Source organism: Allokutzneria albata, assembly GCF_900103775.1.
GTDB lineage: Bacteria > Actinomycetota > Actinomycetes > Mycobacteriales > Pseudonocardiaceae > Allokutzneria > Allokutzneria albata.
In genome coordinates this window covers 6,981,812-6,999,965 of the sequence record NZ_LT629701.1, presented here as the reverse complement: position 1 = coordinate 6,999,965, position 18,154 = coordinate 6,981,812, and the positions used below count along the sequence as shown (strand labels likewise).

General features: G+C 69.7%; 19 protein-coding genes. 10 read left to right on the top strand and 9 right to left on the bottom strand.

Annotation, left to right across the window (positions count from 1 at the left end; all coding sequences use genetic code 11):
* Positions 1–111: 111 nt before the first annotated feature.
* From BLT28_RS32045 to BLT28_RS32030, 4 genes are read left to right on the top strand one after another with little or no spacing between them, the layout of a single operon-like run.
* Entirely contained in the window at positions 112–513 is a 402-nt protein-coding gene (locus BLT28_RS32045; protein WP_052406783.1) for a PE domain-containing protein, read from the top strand.
* A 20-nt stretch (positions 514–533) separates the two neighbouring features.
* Positions 534–1,115: a DUF3558 domain-containing protein gene (locus BLT28_RS32040; protein ID WP_083383807.1), complete on the top strand. Its 582-nt coding sequence runs from the start codon at positions 534–536 to the stop codon at positions 1,113–1,115.
* Positions 1,116–1,131: 16 nt separating this feature from the next.
* Positions 1,132–2,274, top strand: a complete 1,143-nt coding sequence (locus BLT28_RS42645; RefSeq protein ID WP_156050435.1) for a hypothetical protein — start codon at positions 1,132–1,134, stop codon at positions 2,272–2,274.
* Between the two features lie 2 nt (positions 2,275–2,276).
* Positions 2,277–2,999, top strand: a complete 723-nt coding sequence (locus tag BLT28_RS32030; RefSeq protein ID WP_052406785.1) for an ESX secretion-associated protein EspG — start codon at positions 2,277–2,279, stop codon at positions 2,997–2,999.
* Here BLT28_RS32030 and BLT28_RS32025 read toward each other — a convergent pair.
* The 4 genes from BLT28_RS32025 to BLT28_RS32010 form a co-directional block, all read right to left on the bottom strand.
* Positions 2,974–4,002 (bottom strand): YhjD/YihY/BrkB family envelope integrity protein, encoded by a 1,029-nt coding sequence (locus tag BLT28_RS32025; protein WP_030426945.1) that lies wholly within the window; start codon positions 4,000–4,002, stop codon positions 2,974–2,976. The genes BLT28_RS32030 and BLT28_RS32025 overlap by 26 nt on opposite strands.
* A gap of 36 nt (positions 4,003–4,038) precedes the next feature.
* Positions 4,039–5,073, bottom strand: a complete 1,035-nt coding sequence (gene trpS / locus BLT28_RS32020) for a tryptophan--tRNA ligase (protein WP_030426946.1) — start codon at positions 5,071–5,073, stop codon at positions 4,039–4,041.
* Between the two features lie 23 nt (positions 5,074–5,096).
* Entirely contained in the window at positions 5,097–5,375 is a 279-nt protein-coding gene (locus BLT28_RS32015) for a hypothetical protein (protein ID WP_156050437.1), read from the bottom strand.
* 168 nt (positions 5,376–5,543) lie between these two features.
* Entirely contained in the window at positions 5,544–8,045 is a 2,502-nt protein-coding gene (locus tag BLT28_RS32010; RefSeq protein WP_407638771.1) for a bifunctional FO biosynthesis protein CofGH, read from the bottom strand.
* A 114-nt stretch (positions 8,046–8,159) separates the two neighbouring features.
* Here BLT28_RS32010 and BLT28_RS32005 point away from each other — a divergent pair, with 114 nt between their 5' ends.
* Positions 8,160–8,756 (top strand): hypothetical protein, encoded by a 597-nt coding sequence (locus BLT28_RS32005; RefSeq protein WP_030426949.1) that lies wholly within the window; start codon positions 8,160–8,162, stop codon positions 8,754–8,756.
* A gap of 213 nt (positions 8,757–8,969) precedes the next feature.
* On the opposite strand, the gene BLT28_RS32000 is transcribed toward BLT28_RS32005, so the two are convergent.
* The 5 genes from BLT28_RS32000 to BLT28_RS31980 all read right to left on the bottom strand — a co-directional run bounded on the left by BLT28_RS32000 (position 8,970) and on the right by BLT28_RS31980 (position 12,803).
* Complete coding sequence (locus BLT28_RS32000; RefSeq protein ID WP_030426950.1) at positions 8,970–9,776, bottom strand: exodeoxyribonuclease III; 807 nt, start codon at positions 9,774–9,776, stop codon at positions 8,970–8,972.
* Between the two features lie 39 nt (positions 9,777–9,815).
* Positions 9,816–10,448 (bottom strand): LysE family translocator, encoded by a 633-nt coding sequence (locus BLT28_RS31995; RefSeq protein ID WP_043810080.1) that lies wholly within the window; start codon positions 10,446–10,448, stop codon positions 9,816–9,818.
* Between the two features lie 27 nt (positions 10,449–10,475).
* Entirely contained in the window at positions 10,476–10,790 is a 315-nt protein-coding gene (locus BLT28_RS31990; protein WP_030426952.1) for an SH3 domain-containing protein, read from the bottom strand.
* Positions 10,791–10,992: 202 nt separating this feature from the next.
* Positions 10,993–12,210 carry an NADP-dependent isocitrate dehydrogenase gene (locus tag BLT28_RS31985; RefSeq protein WP_030426953.1) on the bottom strand — a complete coding sequence of 406 codons (1,218 nt, stop codon included), beginning with the start codon at positions 12,208–12,210 and terminating at the stop codon, positions 10,993–10,995.
* Between the two features lie 113 nt (positions 12,211–12,323).
* The gene (locus BLT28_RS31980; RefSeq protein ID WP_030426954.1) at positions 12,324–12,803 is read right to left on the bottom strand and encodes a MarR family winged helix-turn-helix transcriptional regulator; all 480 of its coding nucleotides are present in this window, start codon (positions 12,801–12,803) and stop codon (positions 12,324–12,326) included.
* 93 nt (positions 12,804–12,896) lie between these two features.
* Between BLT28_RS31980 and BLT28_RS31975 the strand changes: the two genes are divergently transcribed.
* The 5 genes from BLT28_RS31975 to BLT28_RS31955 all read left to right on the top strand — a co-directional run bounded on the left by BLT28_RS31975 (position 12,897) and on the right by BLT28_RS31955 (position 18,016).
* Positions 12,897–14,396 (top strand): FAD-dependent monooxygenase, encoded by a 1,500-nt coding sequence (locus tag BLT28_RS31975; protein ID WP_030426955.1) that lies wholly within the window; start codon positions 12,897–12,899, stop codon positions 14,394–14,396.
* A 98-nt stretch (positions 14,397–14,494) separates the two neighbouring features.
* Positions 14,495–15,397: an ABC transporter ATP-binding protein gene (locus BLT28_RS31970; RefSeq protein ID WP_030426956.1), complete on the top strand. Its 903-nt coding sequence runs from the start codon at positions 14,495–14,497 to the stop codon at positions 15,395–15,397.
* Positions 15,394–16,137 (top strand): ABC transporter permease, encoded by a 744-nt coding sequence (locus BLT28_RS31965; RefSeq protein WP_030426957.1) that lies wholly within the window; start codon positions 15,394–15,396, stop codon positions 16,135–16,137. The genes BLT28_RS31970 and BLT28_RS31965 overlap by 4 nt, the downstream gene beginning before the upstream one ends.
* Positions 16,138–16,145: 8 nt before the next feature.
* Entirely contained in the window at positions 16,146–17,387 is a 1,242-nt protein-coding gene (locus tag BLT28_RS31960; protein ID WP_052406786.1) for a sensor histidine kinase, read from the top strand.
* Complete coding sequence (locus BLT28_RS31955) at positions 17,384–18,016, top strand: response regulator (protein ID WP_030426959.1); 633 nt, start codon at positions 17,384–17,386, stop codon at positions 18,014–18,016. Before BLT28_RS31960 ends, BLT28_RS31955 begins: the two co-directional genes overlap by 4 nt.
* Positions 18,017–18,154 lie beyond the last annotated feature (138 nt).

Below are 18,154 nucleotides of genomic sequence, written 5' to 3'. Positions count from 1 at the left end.
CCGATCTTTGATCGGCCGGGCGCTTTCATGTCTTCACCCAATTTTGCGCCCCTGGCAAACCGTCGCCCGATAGCCTGGATGTGCTGTGGTCCGATCCGGGGGGAGCCGACGATGGTCGCAGTACACGACGGCGGTGGTTCCGGCCGCCGCCCACCGGCGCCCGCACCACCGCCGGACGGAGCGCAGGCCCACACGATCGACGTCGAGCCGCACATGATCCCCGAGCTGGCGGCGACATTCGCGGAGCAGGCCGAGATCCTCAGCAAGGAAATCGATCGCGCCCGGCGCGACCTGAAGATCCACAAGCCGTGGCTCGGCGACCCGGTCAGCGTGGAGGCCGCGCGCCTCTTCAACAAACATTTCACGGACGACGCACTGTCGCTGGTCAACGTTCTCACGCAGTTGGTCGGGGAGTACAAGGCGCACCGTGAGGCCCTCATGGCCGCTGCGAAGCGCTACAACATGACCGAGCACACCAATGCCGCTCTGTTGGAACGAGGTCTCAGTCTGTGACTCGGCGTCCACTGCTGTTGATGATCTGCCTTGCCCTGCTCGTTTCGGTGTCAGCCTGTGACAGCGGTACCCCACAGGACACACCGCCCACGACGGCGATCTCGGCTCCAACCACCACGGGCACATCTCGGCCGCTCCCGCCCCGCCCACGTGACATCTCCCTCAAGGGCGTCGACCCCTGCCGGGTGCTCACAGACCAGCAACTGGAACAGCTCAGGTACAGCAAGACCCGGCTGCCCGACACGGGCAACCGCCTCGGCGAAGCGCAGTGCAGTGTGGGCAACACCTTCGGGTCGCCGCCCAACTACGGCTCGTTGATCTCCCTGATCGTCAACGAGGACATCACTGAGTGGTTCACCCCGGATCGACAGGCCGGACTCAGCGCCACCAACAAGATCGACATCGCCGGTTTCCCTGCTCTGGAAGTGACCGGGAAACAGCTCAAGGACGACTGTCAGGTGCTTGTCGACGTCGCCAACGGCGAGTACCTCGACATCCTCTCAAGTCCTCGTGGTGAACGAGGCACCAGTCCTGAGCCGTTCTGCGCTGAAGCGAGACGCGTTGCCGAGCTGGCGATGCAAACGCTGCTTTCCAGGAAATAGTTGCCATGGGGGGACGATGAACTTCGACGTTCGCTGGAAAGGCATTGAACATCAACAGATCTGGGACTGGGTACACCTCGGCAACGGCGCCAAGAGCAGCGTCGCGGCAGAGCGAACCCTGGAGTCGATGAACAAGTCCCTGATCGCGTCGGTTGACGCCGTCGCCAAGGCACTCGGGAGAACTGAGCCCGTATGGAAGGGGGAGGCGGCGTCGAAGGCAACGGCGGGAATGCAGTCGTTGCGGCAGTACACCGACGGGCTTCGGCTGACGAGCTTCAACACACGGAACAGCACGATGGGACAGGCGGGGACTTCGGACTGGGCACGGAAGAACGTGCCGCCCGTTCCGAACGCGGGGCCGAAACCGGTGCGGCCGACGGGAAATCCGGTCGGGGATGTGCTCAAGCAGACCCAGGACTGGCAGAAGCGAGAAGCCGAAGCGCGGAATGCGGAGCGGCGGGCACAAGAGATCATGGAACAGCACACGAGCTACACGCGGCAGCGGGTCGCGAGCATGCCCGCGCTGCAACCGGTGCCGAAGATCGTGCTCAACACCGAGATCGCTCCGCCCCCGGCACCGCCGGCGCCTCCTGGGCCGCCGCCCACGCCGCCGCGGGTGCGTGGCGGCGGTTCAGGAGGCTCAGGTGGAGGGGAACTGGGTGGAGGAGGCCAGCCAGCGCCCACTCCACGTCCCGATGACCGTGCCGAGCCTGGACCACGGCCGACGCCGATCCCTACCCCGATTCCCGGGCCGAATCCGATCATCCCGCCCGATCACAACGAGCTGGTCTGGAACGACCGGACTCCAGGAGGGACCGGAAGTGGCGGCGGGTTCACCGGCGAAGTCGGAGGCGGGGGCTACAGCGGCGGGGGCTACAGCGGTGGCGGCCTGGTCGGCGGAGGTATAGGAAGCGTCGGAGGAGTTCCGGGGCCACCCAGCCCGCACACCTCGCCGGGCAAGGGCACGGCCGGAGGATCGTCCGCAAGTGCCGCTCCCCCTCGTCCGGCGGGAACGCCCGGCCAGCAAGGGTTTCTGCAACCGGCGAGCGGGGCTCAGCGGGAGGAGGACTCGGAGCACCAGCGGAAGTACTGGGTGCCGGGCAGCGATCTCTTTGAAGACGACAGGCTCGTCGCGCCGCCTGTCATCGGTGAGGACTGACCGTGGATGTCCGGCTCTCGGAGGTGGAGCTCGACGTGCTGTGGGAGTCGGCCTGCCTGGGCGAACTGCCGCTGGTCCTCGACGTCCCCTCGCCGGGGGCGACGCACGCGGAACGAGCGGAGGTCGTGCGGCGGGCCTGGGCGGGGCTTGCCGAACGGGGCGTTCCCACTGCGACGGTGCAGGGGTGGTTGCGAACGCTCGCGATGGGACGCCACGCCCTTGAGCTGCGAGCGTGGTTGGACGGCGAGGTCCGCGCGCTGCTCAGTTCCGAAGGGGACACCGACGTCCTCGCAGTGTTGTCGCACGGCGGCTGCACTCTGCGGGCGTTTCCGTCGGCCGATCCGGCTGGGCGAATGGTGGCGGTGCTCCCGGAGGCACCGGCAGGGCGCGGCGTCTCGGTGAGCGTGCCGATCGCGAGCTTCGAGGCGGCGGGCCGCAGTGACCGCGGGACGGACATCGCGGAGGCGTTGATCCGCAATGGACTGCCGAGCACCGATGCGCGCGTGCTCGTGTCGATGTGCGAAGGCATCACCCGAAGGGGGCAGTTCTGCGCGACGTGGCGGACTTCACACGGAGGCCGCGAGCGGGCAACGCGCGTGGTGGGCTTCCACGACAACGACTCCGGTCGGTATCTCACCCTGCAACGAGGCGACTACCTCACCGTGGCTCCCGCTGACCCGGTGGTGCTGGCGCGCGAGCTCAGCGACCTGGTCGCCGGAACCTGAGCAGCCTGCCGAGCAACAGGCCCACGCCGAGCAGACCGACGGCGGTCTTCGGGCTCGGGCCGTTGTGGACCTCGACGACCGGCCGGATGGCCGTCGGAGCCGGAGTCGTCTCGGCCGGAGCGGGCGCGTTGTCGCGGGAGGTCGCCGTCCAAGCCGCCGAGAACACCAGCAGACGCGCCACCAGGTTCACGAAGATGAACAGACCCAGAATCGAACCGAACACCGCGCCTGTCGGGGACTTGGTGACCTGACCGAGGTAGAGCGCACCGGCCTGTTTGAGGAGCTCGAAGCCGACCGTGCCGAAGATCGCGCCACGCATGGCGCTGCGCCACGTCACCGGTTTACGGGGCAGCTTCGCCAACACCCAGAGGAACACCAGCCAGTTCGCGGCGAGGGACAGCAGGATGCTCAGCACCCGGATCGACGCCTGAGCCCAGCCCTGGTCCGCGAGGCCGATCCAGCCGAGGATCGTCTCCGCCATACCGCTGCCCGCGACGGTGATGCCGAAGGAGATGACCAGCGCGAGGCCGAGGCTGATCAGCGCCAGCAGGTCCTTCAGGATCGTGCGCAGGAACGGAAGCTCCGGCCGGGCGAGCCCCCACTGCGCGGTCAACGCGTCACGAAGGCTGACCATCCAGCTGTAGCCGGAGTAGAGGGCAACGACGAAACCGACGTATCCGACCGTCTGCCGCTCTTTCAGCACGGTGTCCAGGATCTTCTTCACCTCGCTGCTGGCTCCGCCGGGCATGATCGAGGCAATCTGGTCGGTCAGCCGCGCCAGCAGCACGGCATCGCCCGCGAGGATCACACCGGCGATGGAGAAGGCGACCATGAGCAGCGGCACGAGCGCGAGGATCGAGAAGTACGTGATCGCCGCCGCGTAGTGGTCGCCGTAGTTGTCCACGTAGCGACCGCCGGAGCGGATGAGGTGGTCGAACCAGCGGCGTTGTTTCCGCTGGCGCTCGAACCACGACGGCTTCGCCTGTTCCGCAACCTCGTTCACGATCGGAAATTACCCCGCTCGCCCGGCGCCCGCAGATCAGCCCGCCGGCGGGAGGAAGCCGATCCGCTTGTACACGGCCTCCAGCGTCCTGGACGCCACCTCACGGGCGCGTTCTGCCCCGACCAACAGGATCTTGTCCAACTCGGCCGGATCGTCGAGGTAGGCGCGGACCTTCTCGCGCACCGGGGTGACGAAGTCGGTGACCACCTCTGCGAGGTCCTTCTTCAGGTCGCCGTAGCCCTTGCCCTCGTAGGCCTGCTCCAGCTCGGAGATGGCGCGCCCGGACAGCGCCGAGTAGATCACCAGGAGGTTGCTGATCCCCGGCTTCTTCTCGGTGTCGTAGCGGATCTCGCGCTCCAGGTCGGTCACGGCCGACCGGATCTTCTTCGCGCTGGCCTTGGGCTCGTCCAGCAGCTCGACCACGCCCGCGGGCACCGACTTGCTCATCTTCGACGTCGGGTCCTGCAGGTCGTAGATCTTGGCGGTGTCCTTGACGATGTAGGCCTCGGGCAGCACGAAGGTCTTGCCGTAGCGGGAGTTGAACCGCTGCGCCAGGTCCCGGGTCAGCTCCAGGTGCTGCCGCTGGTCCTCGCCCACCGGCACCTCGTTCGCCCGGTACACCAGGATGTCCGCGGCCTGCAGGATCGGGTAGGTGAACAGGCCGACGCTGACCCGGTCCGCGGCCTGACGGGCGGACTTGTCCTTGAACTGGGTCATCCGGCTGGCCTCGCCGAACCCGGCGAGGCACTGCATCACCCAGCCCAGCTGCGCGTGCTCGGGCACGTGGCTCTGCACGAACAGCGTGGAGCGGGCCGGGTCGATGCCCAGGGCGAGCAGCTGGGCGGCGGAGACCCTGGTGCGCCGGCGCAGCTGCTTCGGGTCCTGCTCGACGGTGATCGCGTGCAGGTCGACCACGCAGTAGAACGCCTCGTGGGTGTCCTGCATGGCCACCCACTGCCGCAACGCGCCCAGGTAGTTGCCGAGGTGGAACGAGTCGGCGGTCGGCTGGATGCCGGAGAGCACCCTCGGCCGACGGGCGGCCTGGTCCTGGGTCTGCGTCGGGCTTGCCACGACGAGGATTCTCGCAGAACCCGTCAGCGGGGAGCGGCCGATCCCACCATCTCGGGCTCGCGGCGCTCGTTGGCCGGGTCGATGACCGCCATGTTCTTCTTGCGGCGGACGATGCCCAGCAGCAGACCCCCGATGCCGAGGGAAACGGCGGTGATCGGCACCAGGCTCGCGGAGAGACCGGGTGCGGCCAGGCTCATCTGCGCCCCGTGCGCGGACGCTTCGCCCGCCGTGAGGACGCCGACCAGCGCGGCGGCGGGCACGGTGGACAAACGCGCTGCACGTCGAGCGATCCGGCTGCGCAACTCAAGTGCCTCCTTGACGGAGGTTCCCCGCCCTTGTGGGGGAAACCACGGACACGGCCGAGAAACTACCCAACGCGCCGTCCCGGGTGGAGAGGTGTCAGGCAACGCGTTGGTAACGGCGGCTGAGCGTAGCGGTCACGGTTTGAGGGCGCGCCACCCCCATTTGGATCATGAATGCAGATAGGTGGTGGTACGCTCCCGCGCCCTCCGCCCGACCGAGGCCGCGATCCGCCGCAGCTGCTCGACCGTACGCGCCGAACCGTGTTCGGAGCCGGCCATCCGGCTGATCGTCTCCTCCATCAGCGTGCCGCCGAGGTCGTTGGCGCCGCCGCGGAGCATGTGCGCGGTGCCCTCGTCGCCGAGCTTGACCCACGAGCACTGGATGTTGGGGATGCGACCGTGCAGTGCGAGCCGGGCCATCGCGTGCACGGCCCGGTTGTCCCGCAGCGTCGGCCCTGGACGGGCCAGGCCCGCGAGGTAGATCGGCGCGCTGCGGTGCACGAACGGCAGCGGCACGAACTCGGTGAACCCGCCCGTCTCGTCCTGGATGCGGGCCAGCGTGCGCAGGTGTCCCAGCCAGTGGCCGGGGTGGTCGACGTGGCCGTACATCATCGTGGAGCTGGACCGGATGCCCAGCCGGTGCGCGGTGCTGACCACCTCGATCCAGGTCTTCGCGGGCAGCTTGCCCTTGGTCAGCACCCAGCGGACCTCGTCGTCGAGGATCTCCGCGGCAGTGCCGGGAATCGTGTCCAGCCCCGCGTCGCGCAGCTCGGTCAGCCACTCCTCGACGCTGACCCCGGCCTTGGTCGCGCCGCTGACGATCTCCATGGGGCTGAAGGCGTGCACGTGCATGCCGGGCACCCTGGCCTTGATGGCGCGCACCAGGTCCGCGTAGCCGGTCACGGGCAGCCTGGGGTCGATGCCGCCCTGGATGCAGACCTCGGTGGCACCGGCCTCGTGCGCCTCCTGGGCGCGGTCGGCGACCTCCTCCGCGGAGAGCCGGTAGGCGTCGGCGTCGCGCTCGCGCTGGGCGAAGGCGCAGAACCGGCAGCCGACGTAGCAGACGTTGGAGAAGTTGATGTTCCGGTTCACCACGTAGGTGATGTCGTCGCCGACGACGCTCGCGCGGAGCTGGTCGGCGAGCTTGGCCAGTTCCTCCAGCGCGGTGCCTTCCGCGGTGAACAAGGCAAGCGCCGCAACGGAGTTCGCTTCGTCGAGCAGGGCTGCGGGGTCCGACTCTGCGATCTTGAGCCCGGCGCGCACGTCGCCGTCCAGCCGCTCGGGCGCGGCGATGACGGGCAGCTCGTTCCAGTCTCCGTAGACGTTGTCGAAGTCCGTTCGCCGGTCCCCCGTGCGGCCTTCGGTGTCGATGCTGGCGTGCAGATCGGTGCGGCCACTGGACTCCAGGCCGCCGTCCGGCTCCTGCCAGTCGCTGCCGACCGGGATCGCCCCGGCTCGCGCCAGCCCGTCCGGTTCCGCGAGCGCGCCGACGTGTCCGGCCACGCGCAGGTCGATCCACGGCGCGCCCGCCCTGACGTAGCGCGGGTAGACGGTGAGCCTTTCCCGGAGTTCGAACCCGGCGGCCGAGGTGCGTGCGGCGAGCGCGTCGATGTGCGGCCACGGGCGCTCCGGGTTGACGTGGTCCGGGGTGATCGGCGAAACCCCGCCCCAGTCGTCGATTCCCGCGCGCAGCAACAGTTCGTGCTCCTCACCGATCAGGTTCGGCGGAGCCTGAACGCTGACGCCCGGGCTGAGCAGCAACCGCGCGACGGCCACGGTCGCGGCCAGCTCGTGCAGGTCCGCGTCCGGCATCCCGCGCATCGCGGTGTCGGGCTTGGCGCGGAAGTTCTGCACGATGACTTCCTGGATGTGGCCGTACTGGCGCGCGCTCTGCCGGATCGCCAGCAGCGACTCGGCGCGTTCGGTCAGGTTCTCCCCGATGCCGATGAGAATGCCCGTGGTGAAGGGAACACCGACGCGTCCGGCATCGGTGAGCACCTGGAGGCGGACCGCCGGTTCCTTGTCCGGACTGCCGTAGTGCGGGCCGCCCGGCTCGCTCCACAACCGCGTCGCCGTGGTCTCCAGCATCATGCCCATGCTGGGCGAGACCGGCTTGAGCCGCTGGAACTCCTCCCAGCTCAGCACGCCCGGGTTGAGGTGCGGCAGCAGCCCGGTCTCCTCCAGCACCGCGATGGCCACCGACCGCAGGTAGTCCACGGTGGACGAGTAACCGCGCGCGTCGAGCCACTCCCGCGCCTGCGGCCACCGCTCCTCCGGCCGGTCCCCCAGGGTGAACAGCGCCTCCTTGCAGCCCGCCGCGGCACCCTCGCGGGCGATCGCGAGCACTTCGTCGCGCTCCAGGAACGCCGCGGGCACGCGGTGCGGAACGGTGGCGAAGGTGCAGTAGTGGCAGCGGTCCCGGCAGAGCCGGGTGAGCGGGATGAACACCTTGCGGCTGTAGGTCACCACGCCGGGCCGCCCCTCGGCGGCGAGGTGCGCGTCGCGGACCGTGCCCGCGGCCGCCAGCAGCTCGTCCAGGTGCTCGCCGCGCGCCGAGAGCAGCACGGCGGCTTCGGTGACATCGAGGGTGGCGCCGTCCCGGGCCCTGCGGAGGGCTCGGCGCACGGCCGCGTCAGTGGGCACCGGCTCGGGCCGCTGAGTTTCGCTCACGTTGGACACCCTAGGTGGGCGTTACGCCGATTTTCCCTGCGATGATCACCACTTCAGCTCATTCCGGTGCGTCGTCCTCGCCCGGCGGGCATCCCTGGGGCAGAGTCGCGAAGTGTGACCGAGACCGCACTGTTCCGCAGGCTGGCCAGGGAGACCCCCCGTGGCTGGTCGCGGCTGCGCTTCGAGCTCGACGTGTTCCGGGACGACGTCAGGGACCGCCGCCAGCGGATCGAGCTGACCCGCGAGGGCTGGGTGCGGGTGGCGGACTGGACCGACGGCGACTGGGTGGACCGGGAGCCGGGTGAGGACCTGCTCGAACCCCGGCTGGGCGTGCCGATGTGGGACAGCTACCACGGGCCCTCGCTGCTGGCGCCGCGTGAGCTCGCGGACGGCTTCGGCTGGTCCTGGCCGGGCGAGGACCCGGAGACGCTGCCGGGGCCGTTACGGTTCAAGCACCTCGCGGTGATCAGCTCCGGTGGTCGGAAGATGCTGGACGCGGTGGTCCAGCCGACCGACGACTACGACCCGCTCTGCCCGTGCTGCCCGCTGCTGGACGGCGCGCGCGGGCACGTGCAGGCGCCACCGCACAAGGCCGCCAAGCGTTTCACCGTGCGGCTGGACGTGGAGACCGGCGTGTGCGTGATCGCCCGTCCGCTGGACCGGCACGTCGGCTACGGCCACGTCCTGCGCAGGTTCGAGGTCGACCCGTGAACGCGGGACACTTCAGCGGATTCCCTGTTGTCGCAGCAGTTTCCGGACGCGAGCGCCGTCGGCGTTCGCCCCGTCTCCGCCCGCAAAGTTCTATGACCAACGGGGAATTCGCGTTGCCCGGCACGGCGTCGGCCACCGCGTCCGGGTGCGACGGCGATGTGTGCACGGCGAGGTCTGCGGGGCCTCCGGTCGCGTGCGGCTTCCCCTCAGCGGTCAGGGGAAGTCGTACGTGATCGTCACCGGTGAGTGGTCGGACCAGCGCGCCGCATAGGTCTCCGCGCGTTCGATCCGCGCTTCCTTCACCCGTTCCGCCAGGCCGGGCGTGGCGATCTGGTAGTCGATGCGCCAGCCGGAGTCGTTGTCGAAAGCCTTGCCGCGGTAGGACCACCACGAGTACGGGCCGGGCCCTTCCGGGTGCACCTTCCGGAACACGTCGACGTAGCCCGCCTCGTCGAAGACGCGGTCCATCCACGCGCGTTCCTCCGGCAGGAACCCGGACTCCTTCTGGTTGCCCTTCCAGTTCTTCAGGTCGATCTCGCGGTGGGCGATGTTCCAGTCACCGCACACCAGGACCTCGCGCCCCTGCCGCTTCGCCGCGCGCTTGCGCTTCACCAGGTAGGGCAGGAACGCCTCCATGAAGCGCTCCTTCTCCTCCTGGCGCGGGGTGCCGACGTCACCGCTGGGCAGGTAGAGGCTGGCCGCGGTGAGGCCGGGCAGGTCCACCTCGACGTAGCGACCGCTGTGCTCGAACTCCTTGCTGCCGAAGCCGATCCGCACCGCCTCCGGCTGCTCCCTGGTGAGGATCGAGACGCCCGCGCGACCCTTCTGGTCGCTGTGGGCGTGCACGACGTGCCAGCCCTCCGGCTCGCGCACCTCGGCGGGCATCTGCCCCGGCTCGGCCCGGACCTCCTGGAGGCAGACCACGTCCGCCGACGTGGCCGCCAGCCACTCGACGAGTCCGTTCTCCTTCTTCGCGGCGGCGCGGATGCCGTTGACGTTCACGCTCGACACAGTCAGCACGGGGCGAGCGTAACCCCGCGCCCCGACACCACTTTCAGGTCAGGACTGCTCTGTCAGGGCCAAGCGGACGCCGAGGGCGAGGAAGACGGTCGCGGTCACCCGCTGGCGCCACTGGTGGAATCGGCGGTTCCGGTTGAGCCGGGTGGTCAGCGCGCCCGCCGCGACCGCGAGCACGCAGTCGGTCAGCACGCCGACCACGGCCAGGACCAGACCGAGCACCAGGAACTGGAGCACCACCCACCCGCGTTCCGGGTGCACGAACTGCGGGAGGAACGCCAGGAAGAACAGCGCGGTCTTCGGATTGAGCACGCCGGTCAGCACGGCGCTGGTGAACACCTTGCGGCCGGGCAGCCCGGCCGCGGTGAACTCCACCGGCCGGGCGCCGTCCCGCCACGCGCGGTAGGCGAGGTAGGCCAAGTACGCCGCACCGAGGTACTTGAGGACCGAGAACGCCACGGCCGAGCTCGCGAGCAGCGCGGAGAGCCCGACCGCGGCGGCCGCCGTGTGCACGAGCGTGCCGATGCTGAGGCCGAGCGTGGTCAGCACGCCCGCGCGGCGCCCGCCGTTCGCGGTGCGCACGAGCACCAGGGCCTGCGCGGGACCGGGCACGAGGACGAGCGCGAAACACGCGGCCACGTAGGTGGCCAGCGTCGTGCCGTCGAACAGGGACATGCCCTCACCATGTCATGCCCGCCCTGGTCAGCGGCAGGTGTTGAGCTTGTCCGGGCTCAGGTACTGGTCGGCGACCCAGCGCTCGTTGCCGATCTTGCGGAAGCCGTTGTCCAGCTCGACCGTGCCCGGGGTGAGCGCGTCGCGGCGCAGCTTGGCCGCGACCGGGTGCTGGGTGCTCGGCCCGGTCCGGACGTTGAGCAGGTCCGCGGTGACCTTGAAGTCGCAGCGCTGGGCGCCGCCGGTGAGTTCGGGTGGTTTGGGCGCCGCGCCCATGTTGGAGAGCACGATGAAGCCCGCGACGGCCGCGCCGATGAGCAGGAGTGGACGTAGGAACAGGAACACGGTTCCTCCAAGATCGGGTCCCTGGAAGATCAGAAACCAGAGCCTCTTCCTGGTATAGCCCCTGCCCGCCTGAGCTGCGAAGATCAGCGCGCCAAGTGCACCCGGGCAACCGGCCGACTCCACCCGTTGGGGGCAGCCGGGACACAACGCGTGAGGGCCGCCCCCGGGATCGGGGACGGCCCTGGAGGCACGCGGAAGACGATCAGGCCATCTTCTTCTGCAGGTTCTCGTCCAGCGAGGCCAGGAACTCCTCGGTGGTCTGCCACGGCTGGTCCTTGCTGATCAGCAGGGCCAGGTCCTTGGTCATCCTGCCGCTCTCCACGGTCTCGATGACGACCTGCTCCAGCGAGTTGGCGAAGCCGATCACCTCGGGGGTGTTGTCCAGCTTGCCGCGGTGCGCGAGGCCCCTGGTCCAGGCGTAGATGGACGCGATCGGGTTGGTGGAGGTCGGCTTGCCCGCCTGGTGCTGGCGGTAGTGCCGGGTCACCGTGCCGTGCGCGGCCTCGGCCTCGACGGTCTTGCCGTCCGGGGTCATCAGCACCGAGGTCATCAGGCCGAGCGAGCCGAAGCCCTGGGCCACGGTGTCGGACTGCACGTCACCGTCGTAGTTCTTGCACGCCCAGACGTAGCCGCCCTCCCACTTCATGGCCGCGGCGACCATGTCGTCGATGAGGCGGTGCTCGTAGGTCAGGCCCTTGGCGTCGAAGTCGGCCTTGAACTCGGCGTCGAAGATCTCCTGGAACACGTCCTTGAACATGCCGTCGTAGGCCTTGAGGATCGTGTTCTTGGTCGACATGTAGACCGGGTAGTTGCGCTGCAGGCCGTAGCTGAACGACGCGCGCGCGAAGTCCTCGATGGACTTGCGGAAGTTGTACATCGACAGGGCGACACCGCCGCCCTCCGGGTACCGGGCGACCTCGAACTCCATCGGCTCGGAGCCGTCCTCGGGCGTGAAGGTCACGGTCAGCGTGCCCGGGCCCGGGACCTTGAAGTCGGTCGCCTTGTACTGGTCGCCGTGGGCGTGGCGGCCGATGATGATCGGCTGCGTCCAGCCCGGCACCAGCCGGGGGATGTTGGAGATGATGATCGGCTCGCGGAAGACGACCCCACCGAGGATGTTGCGGATGGTGCCGTTCGGGCTGCGCCACATCTTCTTCAGGCCGAACTCCTCGACCCGCGCCTCGTCCGGCGTGATGGTGGCGCACTTGACGCCGACGCCGTGCCGCTTGATGGCGTTCGCCGAGTCGATGGTGACCTGGTCGTCGGTGGCGTCCCGGTGCTCCATGCCCAGGTCGTAGTACTCGAGGTTCACGTCGAGGTACGGGTGGATCAGCTTGTCCTTGATGAACTGCCAGATGATCCGGGTCATCTCGTCGCCGTCGAGCTCGACGACAGTGCCTTGAACCTTGATCTTGCTCATACGGCGAAGGGCTCCTCTCGCGACGGTGCAAGCGGGACAAGCGTACTGCTATGCGCGCCCACCGCCTGACCCGGCCAGTGTGATGCTGGCCGCTCCGGACGTGCCACCCGACTTCAAGGGCCTTCAGCCCGGTACCGGCGGACGATCTCGGTCACCCCGTCGGTGATGCCCCGGAGGAAGTCGCGGATCAGCCGCAGCTCGTCCTCGCTGTAGCCCTCCAGCCCGCGCAGCATCAGCTCGCGCAGCGGCGCGAACGCCCGCGCGGTCTCCGCCTCCCGCCTGCCGGTCGAGACGACGAACACCCGCCTGCGGTCGCTCGGGTCGCGGCGGCGCCGGATGAAGTCGGCCTTCTCCAGCCGGTCCAGCAGCGCGGTCACCGCGGAGGTGCTCAGCCCGGTGATCTCGGCGAGCCTGCCCGCGGTCAGGTTCTCCTCCTCGCGGGCCAGGTCGAGGCACTTGATGTCGGTCGGGCCGAGCCCGAAGCGGTCGGCTATCGCCTGGTGCATGAGCAACCCCCTGGAGGCGTTGTCCCGCATGACCGACTCCATCTCGGCCAGCAGCTCCGCACGCGACGACGACGCACCGCTTGACATCGACCCCTCCCGACCCAATACTTCGATCCATCGAGATATCCGACAGATTGAGATATCCGACTGACGGGACCATCGTACGACAGGAGGGTCGGAATGGAGCGGGAACACGCGCCGGTGTTGATCATCGGAGCCGGTCTCGCGGGGCTGTCCGCCGCCATGTTCCTCGGCCTGCACGGGGTGCGGGCGCTGGTCGTGGAGAAGCACGCGGGCACGGCACGACACCCGAAGGCGCGGGGCCAGTTCCCCCACACGATGCAGGCACTGCGGATCGCGGGCGTCGAGGACGCCTTCCTCGCCGCGCAGCCCGCGGACCCCGGCTTCACGATCAAGATCGCGGCCACCACGTCCGGGCCGGTGTTCCACACGATCCTCGCGGGCGAGACGCCGGACTTCAGCGCGTTCAGCCGCAACGCGTGGGCCAACGTCAGCCAGGAGAAGGCCGAGGTCATCCTGCTGGAGCGGGCCCGGGAACTCGGCGCGGACGTGCGGTTCTCGACGAAGGCCGAGTCACTGGAGCAGGACGCCGACGGAGTCACGGTGGTCATCCGCGACCTGATCACCGGCACCGCCCGCGAGGTGCGCGCCGACCACGTCGTGGCCGCCGACGGCCACCGCAGCCCGGTCCGCGAGTGGCTGGGCATCGGCAGGCACGGGCGCGGCGTGCTCGGCGAGGGCGTCAACGCGGTGTTCGAGGCCGACCTCGGTGCGGACTTCGACGGCCGGAACCTGTTGTTCTACCTCCGGAACCCCGAACTGCCGGGCGGCGGTGGCGCGTTCACGAGCACCGACGACCGCAACCGCTTCACCTTCGGCGTCGGCGAGGTCGACGACATCGACGAGCAGCGGTGGACCGAGCTGATCCGCATCGCCACCGGGCGGCCGGACCTGGAGCCGAAACTGCTGGCGTGCAACAGCAAGACCACGACGTCGGCGCTGGTCGCCGACCGGTTCGGAGCCGGGCGCGTGCAGCTGATCGGCGATGCCGTCCGGACCATGCCGCCGCACGGCGCGATGGGCGGCAACAGCGCGATCATGGACGGCTTCTCCCTCGCGTGGAAGCTGGCGATGGTGGTGAAAGGCCAAGCGGGGCAAGGGTTGCTGGACAGCCACGACGCCGAACGACGGCCCTACTCCGAAGTCCTGGTCGAGCAGCAGTACGCGAACATGGTGCGGCGCAACAGCCCGCACCTCGCGGACGGGACCGAGGCCGAGCCGATCGACCCCGCGGAGTTGATCCTCGGCTACCGCTATCCCGACGGCGCCATCGTGCGCGAGGCCGACGAGGACGGGGCCTTGTTCGAGAACCCGGCGGAACCGACCGGGCGCCCGGGCTCGCACGTCCCCCACGACAAGTCCACTGTGGACATTTTCGGTCGCGGTTTCGTCCTGCTGGCCGACGAGTCCACTTGGGACACGAAGGCGACCGAAGCCGCGAAGGCACTGGGAGTCGAGCTGCCGGTGCACCGGGTGGAAGACCCGGCCCGGTACGGCGTGAGCACCCGCGGAGCCGTGCTGGTGCGGCCGGACGGGTTCGTCGCCTGGCGCGGAGAAGGCGATCTCGAAGCGGCGCTGCGCACGGTCCTGGGCCGCTGAACATCAACCGAACGGTGGATCCGCCCTCCACCACCGCCCCGCCGATCCGGGGCCGCGCGGTCGATTCGCGCAGCTCAGCCAGGCCGCAGGCTGGTCACATGTCCATCATCGAAGTGAGCGGCCTCGGGAAGCGCTACGGCGACCACGTGGCACTGCGCGATGTCTCCTTCTCCGTCGAGGAGGGAGAGATCTTCGGCATCCTCGGCCCGAACGGGGCGGGCAAGACGACGGCGGTCGAATGCGTCGAAGGCTTGCGGCGCCCCGACTCCGGCACGATCAGGGTGCTCGGGCTCGACCCGGCCAAGGACGATCGCGAGCTGCGCGAGGTCGTCGGGGTCCAGCTCCAGCAGTCCCAACTGCCCGAGCTGATCAAGGTGTGGGAGGCGCTGGACCTCTACTCCTCCTTCTACCGCGACCCGCGCGACTGGCGGGAGCTGCTGGAGCAGTGGGGTCTGGCGGACAAGCGCAACGCCAGGTTCTCCGCGCTCTCCGGGGGCCAGAAGCAGCGGTTGTTCATCGCGCTGGCCCTGGTCGGCAACCCGAAGGTCGCGTTCCTGGACGAGCTCACCACCGGGCTCGACCCGCAGGCGCGCCGGGCCACCTGGAACCTGATCTCCGAGATGCGCGCGACGGGGGTGACGGTCGTGCTGGTCAGCCACTTCATGGACGAGGTGGAGTGGCTGTGCGACCGCGTCGCGATCTTCGACAAGGGGCGGGTCGTCGCGCTGGACACGCCCGCGGGCCTGGTCGAGAGCACGTTCGCCGAGCGGCGCCTGCGGTTCCGCCCGGTCGCCGGGTTCGACGAGAGCGCCCTCGCGCCGCTGCCGGGGGTGCGCGAGGTCGTCCGGGCCGGGTCGCAGGTCGTGGTCACCGGGACCGGCCGGTTCGCCGACGAGGTGACCGCGCTGCTCGCCAGGGAGCACGTGCTCGTGGCGGACCTGCGGCTGGACCAGCCGACGCTCGACGAGGCCTACGTGACGCTGACCGGAGGAAACCAGTGAACGGCTTGGGCAAGCTCACCCTGACCGAGGCGAAGTTGTTCCTGCGGGACAAGGTCTCGCCGCTGTTCGCGCTCGTGCTGCCGGTGTTCCTGTTGCTGGCGATCGGGCTGCAGTTCCGCGACGGCGGGGCGCCCGGGCCCGACCCCGACGGGTTGAAGGCCGCGTACTTCGTCGCCTCCATCGCGCTGGCGCTGGCGCTGGCCACGCTGTCCTTCAACTCCCTGCCGACCTACCTGGCGACGTACCGGGAGAAGGGCGTCCTGCGCAGGCTCCAGGCGACACCCGCGCACCCGGCGATGGTGCTCGTCGCGCAGATCGCGGTGGGTGCGGGCACCGCGCTGGTGTCGACATCGGTGATCGTCGTCGCCGGCCACCTCGCCCTCGACATCCCCTTGCCCGCGAGCGTTCTGCAGTTCGCGGCGGCGCTGGCCCTGAGCATCGCGGCGCTGTTCTCGCTGGGCCTGGTGGTGGCCGCGCTCGCCCCGACAGCGCGGGCGTCGACCGCGGCGGGGATGGTGCTGTTCTTCCCCAGCATGTTCCTGGCCGGGGTGTGGACGCCGAAGGAGACGATGCCGTCCTGGCTCGCCGCGATCAGCGACTACACGCCGTTGGGGGCGGCGTTGCAGACGCTGCGCGACACTTGGTCCGGCGCCGGCCTGCAGCCGCACTTCGTGCTGGTGCTGGCCGTGACCGCGGCAGTGCTGGGTTCGGTCGCGGCGGCGCTGTTCCGCTGGGAGTGAGGAGCGTGGTGGACAAGGCGCGGTTCTGGGCGAGGTACGGCCAGTTCGTGCTGGTCGTGATCGGGTACACCGTGCTCGCCTTGGCCACCCTGTTCTGGGTGCTGATCGACGACGGGAAGGACCGGGCGCCCCTGGTGTTCGCCCTGGTCGGAGTGGCCGCGCTGTGGTTGTCGGTCGGTACGCTGCTGCGCACCCGGCCGGACTTCTCGCCCCGGCGCAACACGACCGGCTGGCTGGCCGGGCGGCCCGGGCTCGGCCTGGTGTTCTACTGCGGGCTGCTCGTGACGATCTTCGCGCTGGTCTCGGTCTCGCCGATCTTCGCGATCTTCGGCGCTCTCGGCTACCCCTACGCGTACGCGCTGTTCCCGGCGCACTGGGCGGTCTTCGCGGTCGGGGTGGCCTCGATCGTCGGGCTCACGGCGCAGACCGGCCTGACCGCGTTCCAGCAGACCTCGCCGTTCATCGTGCTGGTCAACGTCGCGGTCCCGCTGGCCTTCGCCGGCTGGGCCGCGGGCGGGGAGAGCCAGAAGCGGCAGGCGGCCATCCGCGAGCTGACCGAGGTCAACGAACGCCTCGAAGCCGCGATGCGGGTCAACGCCGGACTCCAGGCGCAGCTGCTGGAGCAGGCGCGCGAGGCCGGGGTCACCGAGGAACGGCAGCGGATGGCGCGCGAGATCCACGACACCATCGCGCAGGGGCTCACCGGGATCATCACGCAGCTCCAGGCCGCGGACGGCGATCCGGCGCAGCGGCGACGGCACCTCGACAACGCCGCGACGCTGGCCCGGGAGAGCCTGCGGGAGGCGCGGCGCTCCGTGCACGCCGTGCGGCCGGAAGCGCTGGAGTCGGCCCGGCTGCCCGACGCGCTCGCCGACGTCGTGCGGCAGTGGTCGAAGATCAACGGCGTGCCCGCCGAGTTCACCTCGACCGGCTCCGCGCGGCCGCTGCACGCCGACGTCGAGGTGGCGCTCCTGCGCACGGCCCAGGAGGCGCTGGCCAACGTGGCCAAGCACGCGAACGCGGGGCGGGTGGGGTTGACGTTGTCGTACATGGAGGACGTGGTGACGCTGGACGTCCGGGACGACGGCGTCGGCTTCTCGTCCACAGTAGACAGTTCCGGGTTCGGGCTGACCTCCATGCGGCAGCGGGTCGGCGGGGTGTCCGGCACCCTGGCCGTGGAGTCCGAACCCGGTTCCGGAACGGCGATCTCCGCGACCGTCCCGGCGATTCCCGTTGGAGGGCAGCGTTGATCACAGTGCTGATCGTCGACGACCACCCGGTGGTGCGCGACGGGCTGCGCGGCATGTTGACCGGCGACCCCCGCTTCGACGTCGTCGGCGAGGCCGCGGACGGCGCCGAGGCGGTGACGCTGGCCGTCGCCCTTGAGCCGGACGTGGCGCTGATGGACCTGCGGATGCCCGGAACCGACGGGGTGAGCGCGATCCGCGCCATCGCGGAGAAGCGGTTGCGGACGCGCGTGCTGGTGCTGACGACCTACGACACCGACGCGGACGTGCTGCCCGCGATCGAGGCGGGCGCGACGGGCTACCTGCTCAAGGACGCGCCGAAGACCGAGCTGTTCCGCGCCGTCGAGGCGGCCGCGCGGGGCGAGGCCGTGCTGGCGCCCGCGATCGCGACCAAGCTGCTGAGCCAGGTCCGCTCCCCCGCCAAGGAGCCGCTGAGCCAGCGCGAGCTGGAGGTGCTCGGCCTGATCGCCCGCGGCATGACCAACCGGGACGCCGCGGCGAAGCTGTTCATCAGCGAGGCCACGGTGAAGACCCACCTGCTGCACGTCTACGCCAAGCTCGGTGTGAACGACCGCGCCGCCGCCGTCGCCACCGCGTACGAGCTGGGCCTCATCACCCCCGGCCGCCGCTGACGCACTGAATGAGTCATTCGGTGCGTTCAACGGACCGATCGCGGCATTGGCGTTTCGCGGCGGGACGCGATGCGCCGGGTGGGTCTCCCCCGCGTGACGAAGATCCCCTAACCTCTCGCGCAGCGGACGATCTTCAGG

Excerpts from the sequence above, each read along its gene's own strand:
- BLT28_RS32045 (WP_052406783.1), top strand. The coding sequence starts at position 112 with ATGGTCGCAGTACACGACGGCGGTGGTTCCGGCCGCCGCCCACCGGCG.
- BLT28_RS32040 (WP_083383807.1), top strand. The coding sequence starts at position 534 with ATGATCTGCCTTGCCCTGCTCGTTTCGGTGTCAGCCTGTGACAGCGGT.
- BLT28_RS42645 (WP_156050435.1), top strand. The coding sequence starts at position 1,132 with ATGAACTTCGACGTTCGCTGGAAAGGCATTGAACATCAACAGATCTGG.
- BLT28_RS31995 (WP_043810080.1), bottom strand. The coding sequence starts at position 10,448 with ATGTCCCTGTTCGACGGCACGACGCTGGCCACCTACGTGGCCGCGTGT.
- BLT28_RS31985 (WP_030426953.1), bottom strand. The coding sequence starts at position 12,210 with ATGAGCAAGATCAAGGTTCAAGGCACTGTCGTCGAGCTCGACGGCGAC.
- BLT28_RS31980 (WP_030426954.1), bottom strand. The coding sequence starts at position 12,803 with ATGTCAAGCGGTGCGTCGTCGTCGCGTGCGGAGCTGCTGGCCGAGATG.
- BLT28_RS31975 (WP_030426955.1), top strand. The coding sequence starts at position 12,897 with ATGGAGCGGGAACACGCGCCGGTGTTGATCATCGGAGCCGGTCTCGCG.
- BLT28_RS31970 (WP_030426956.1), top strand. The coding sequence starts at position 14,495 with ATGTCCATCATCGAAGTGAGCGGCCTCGGGAAGCGCTACGGCGACCAC.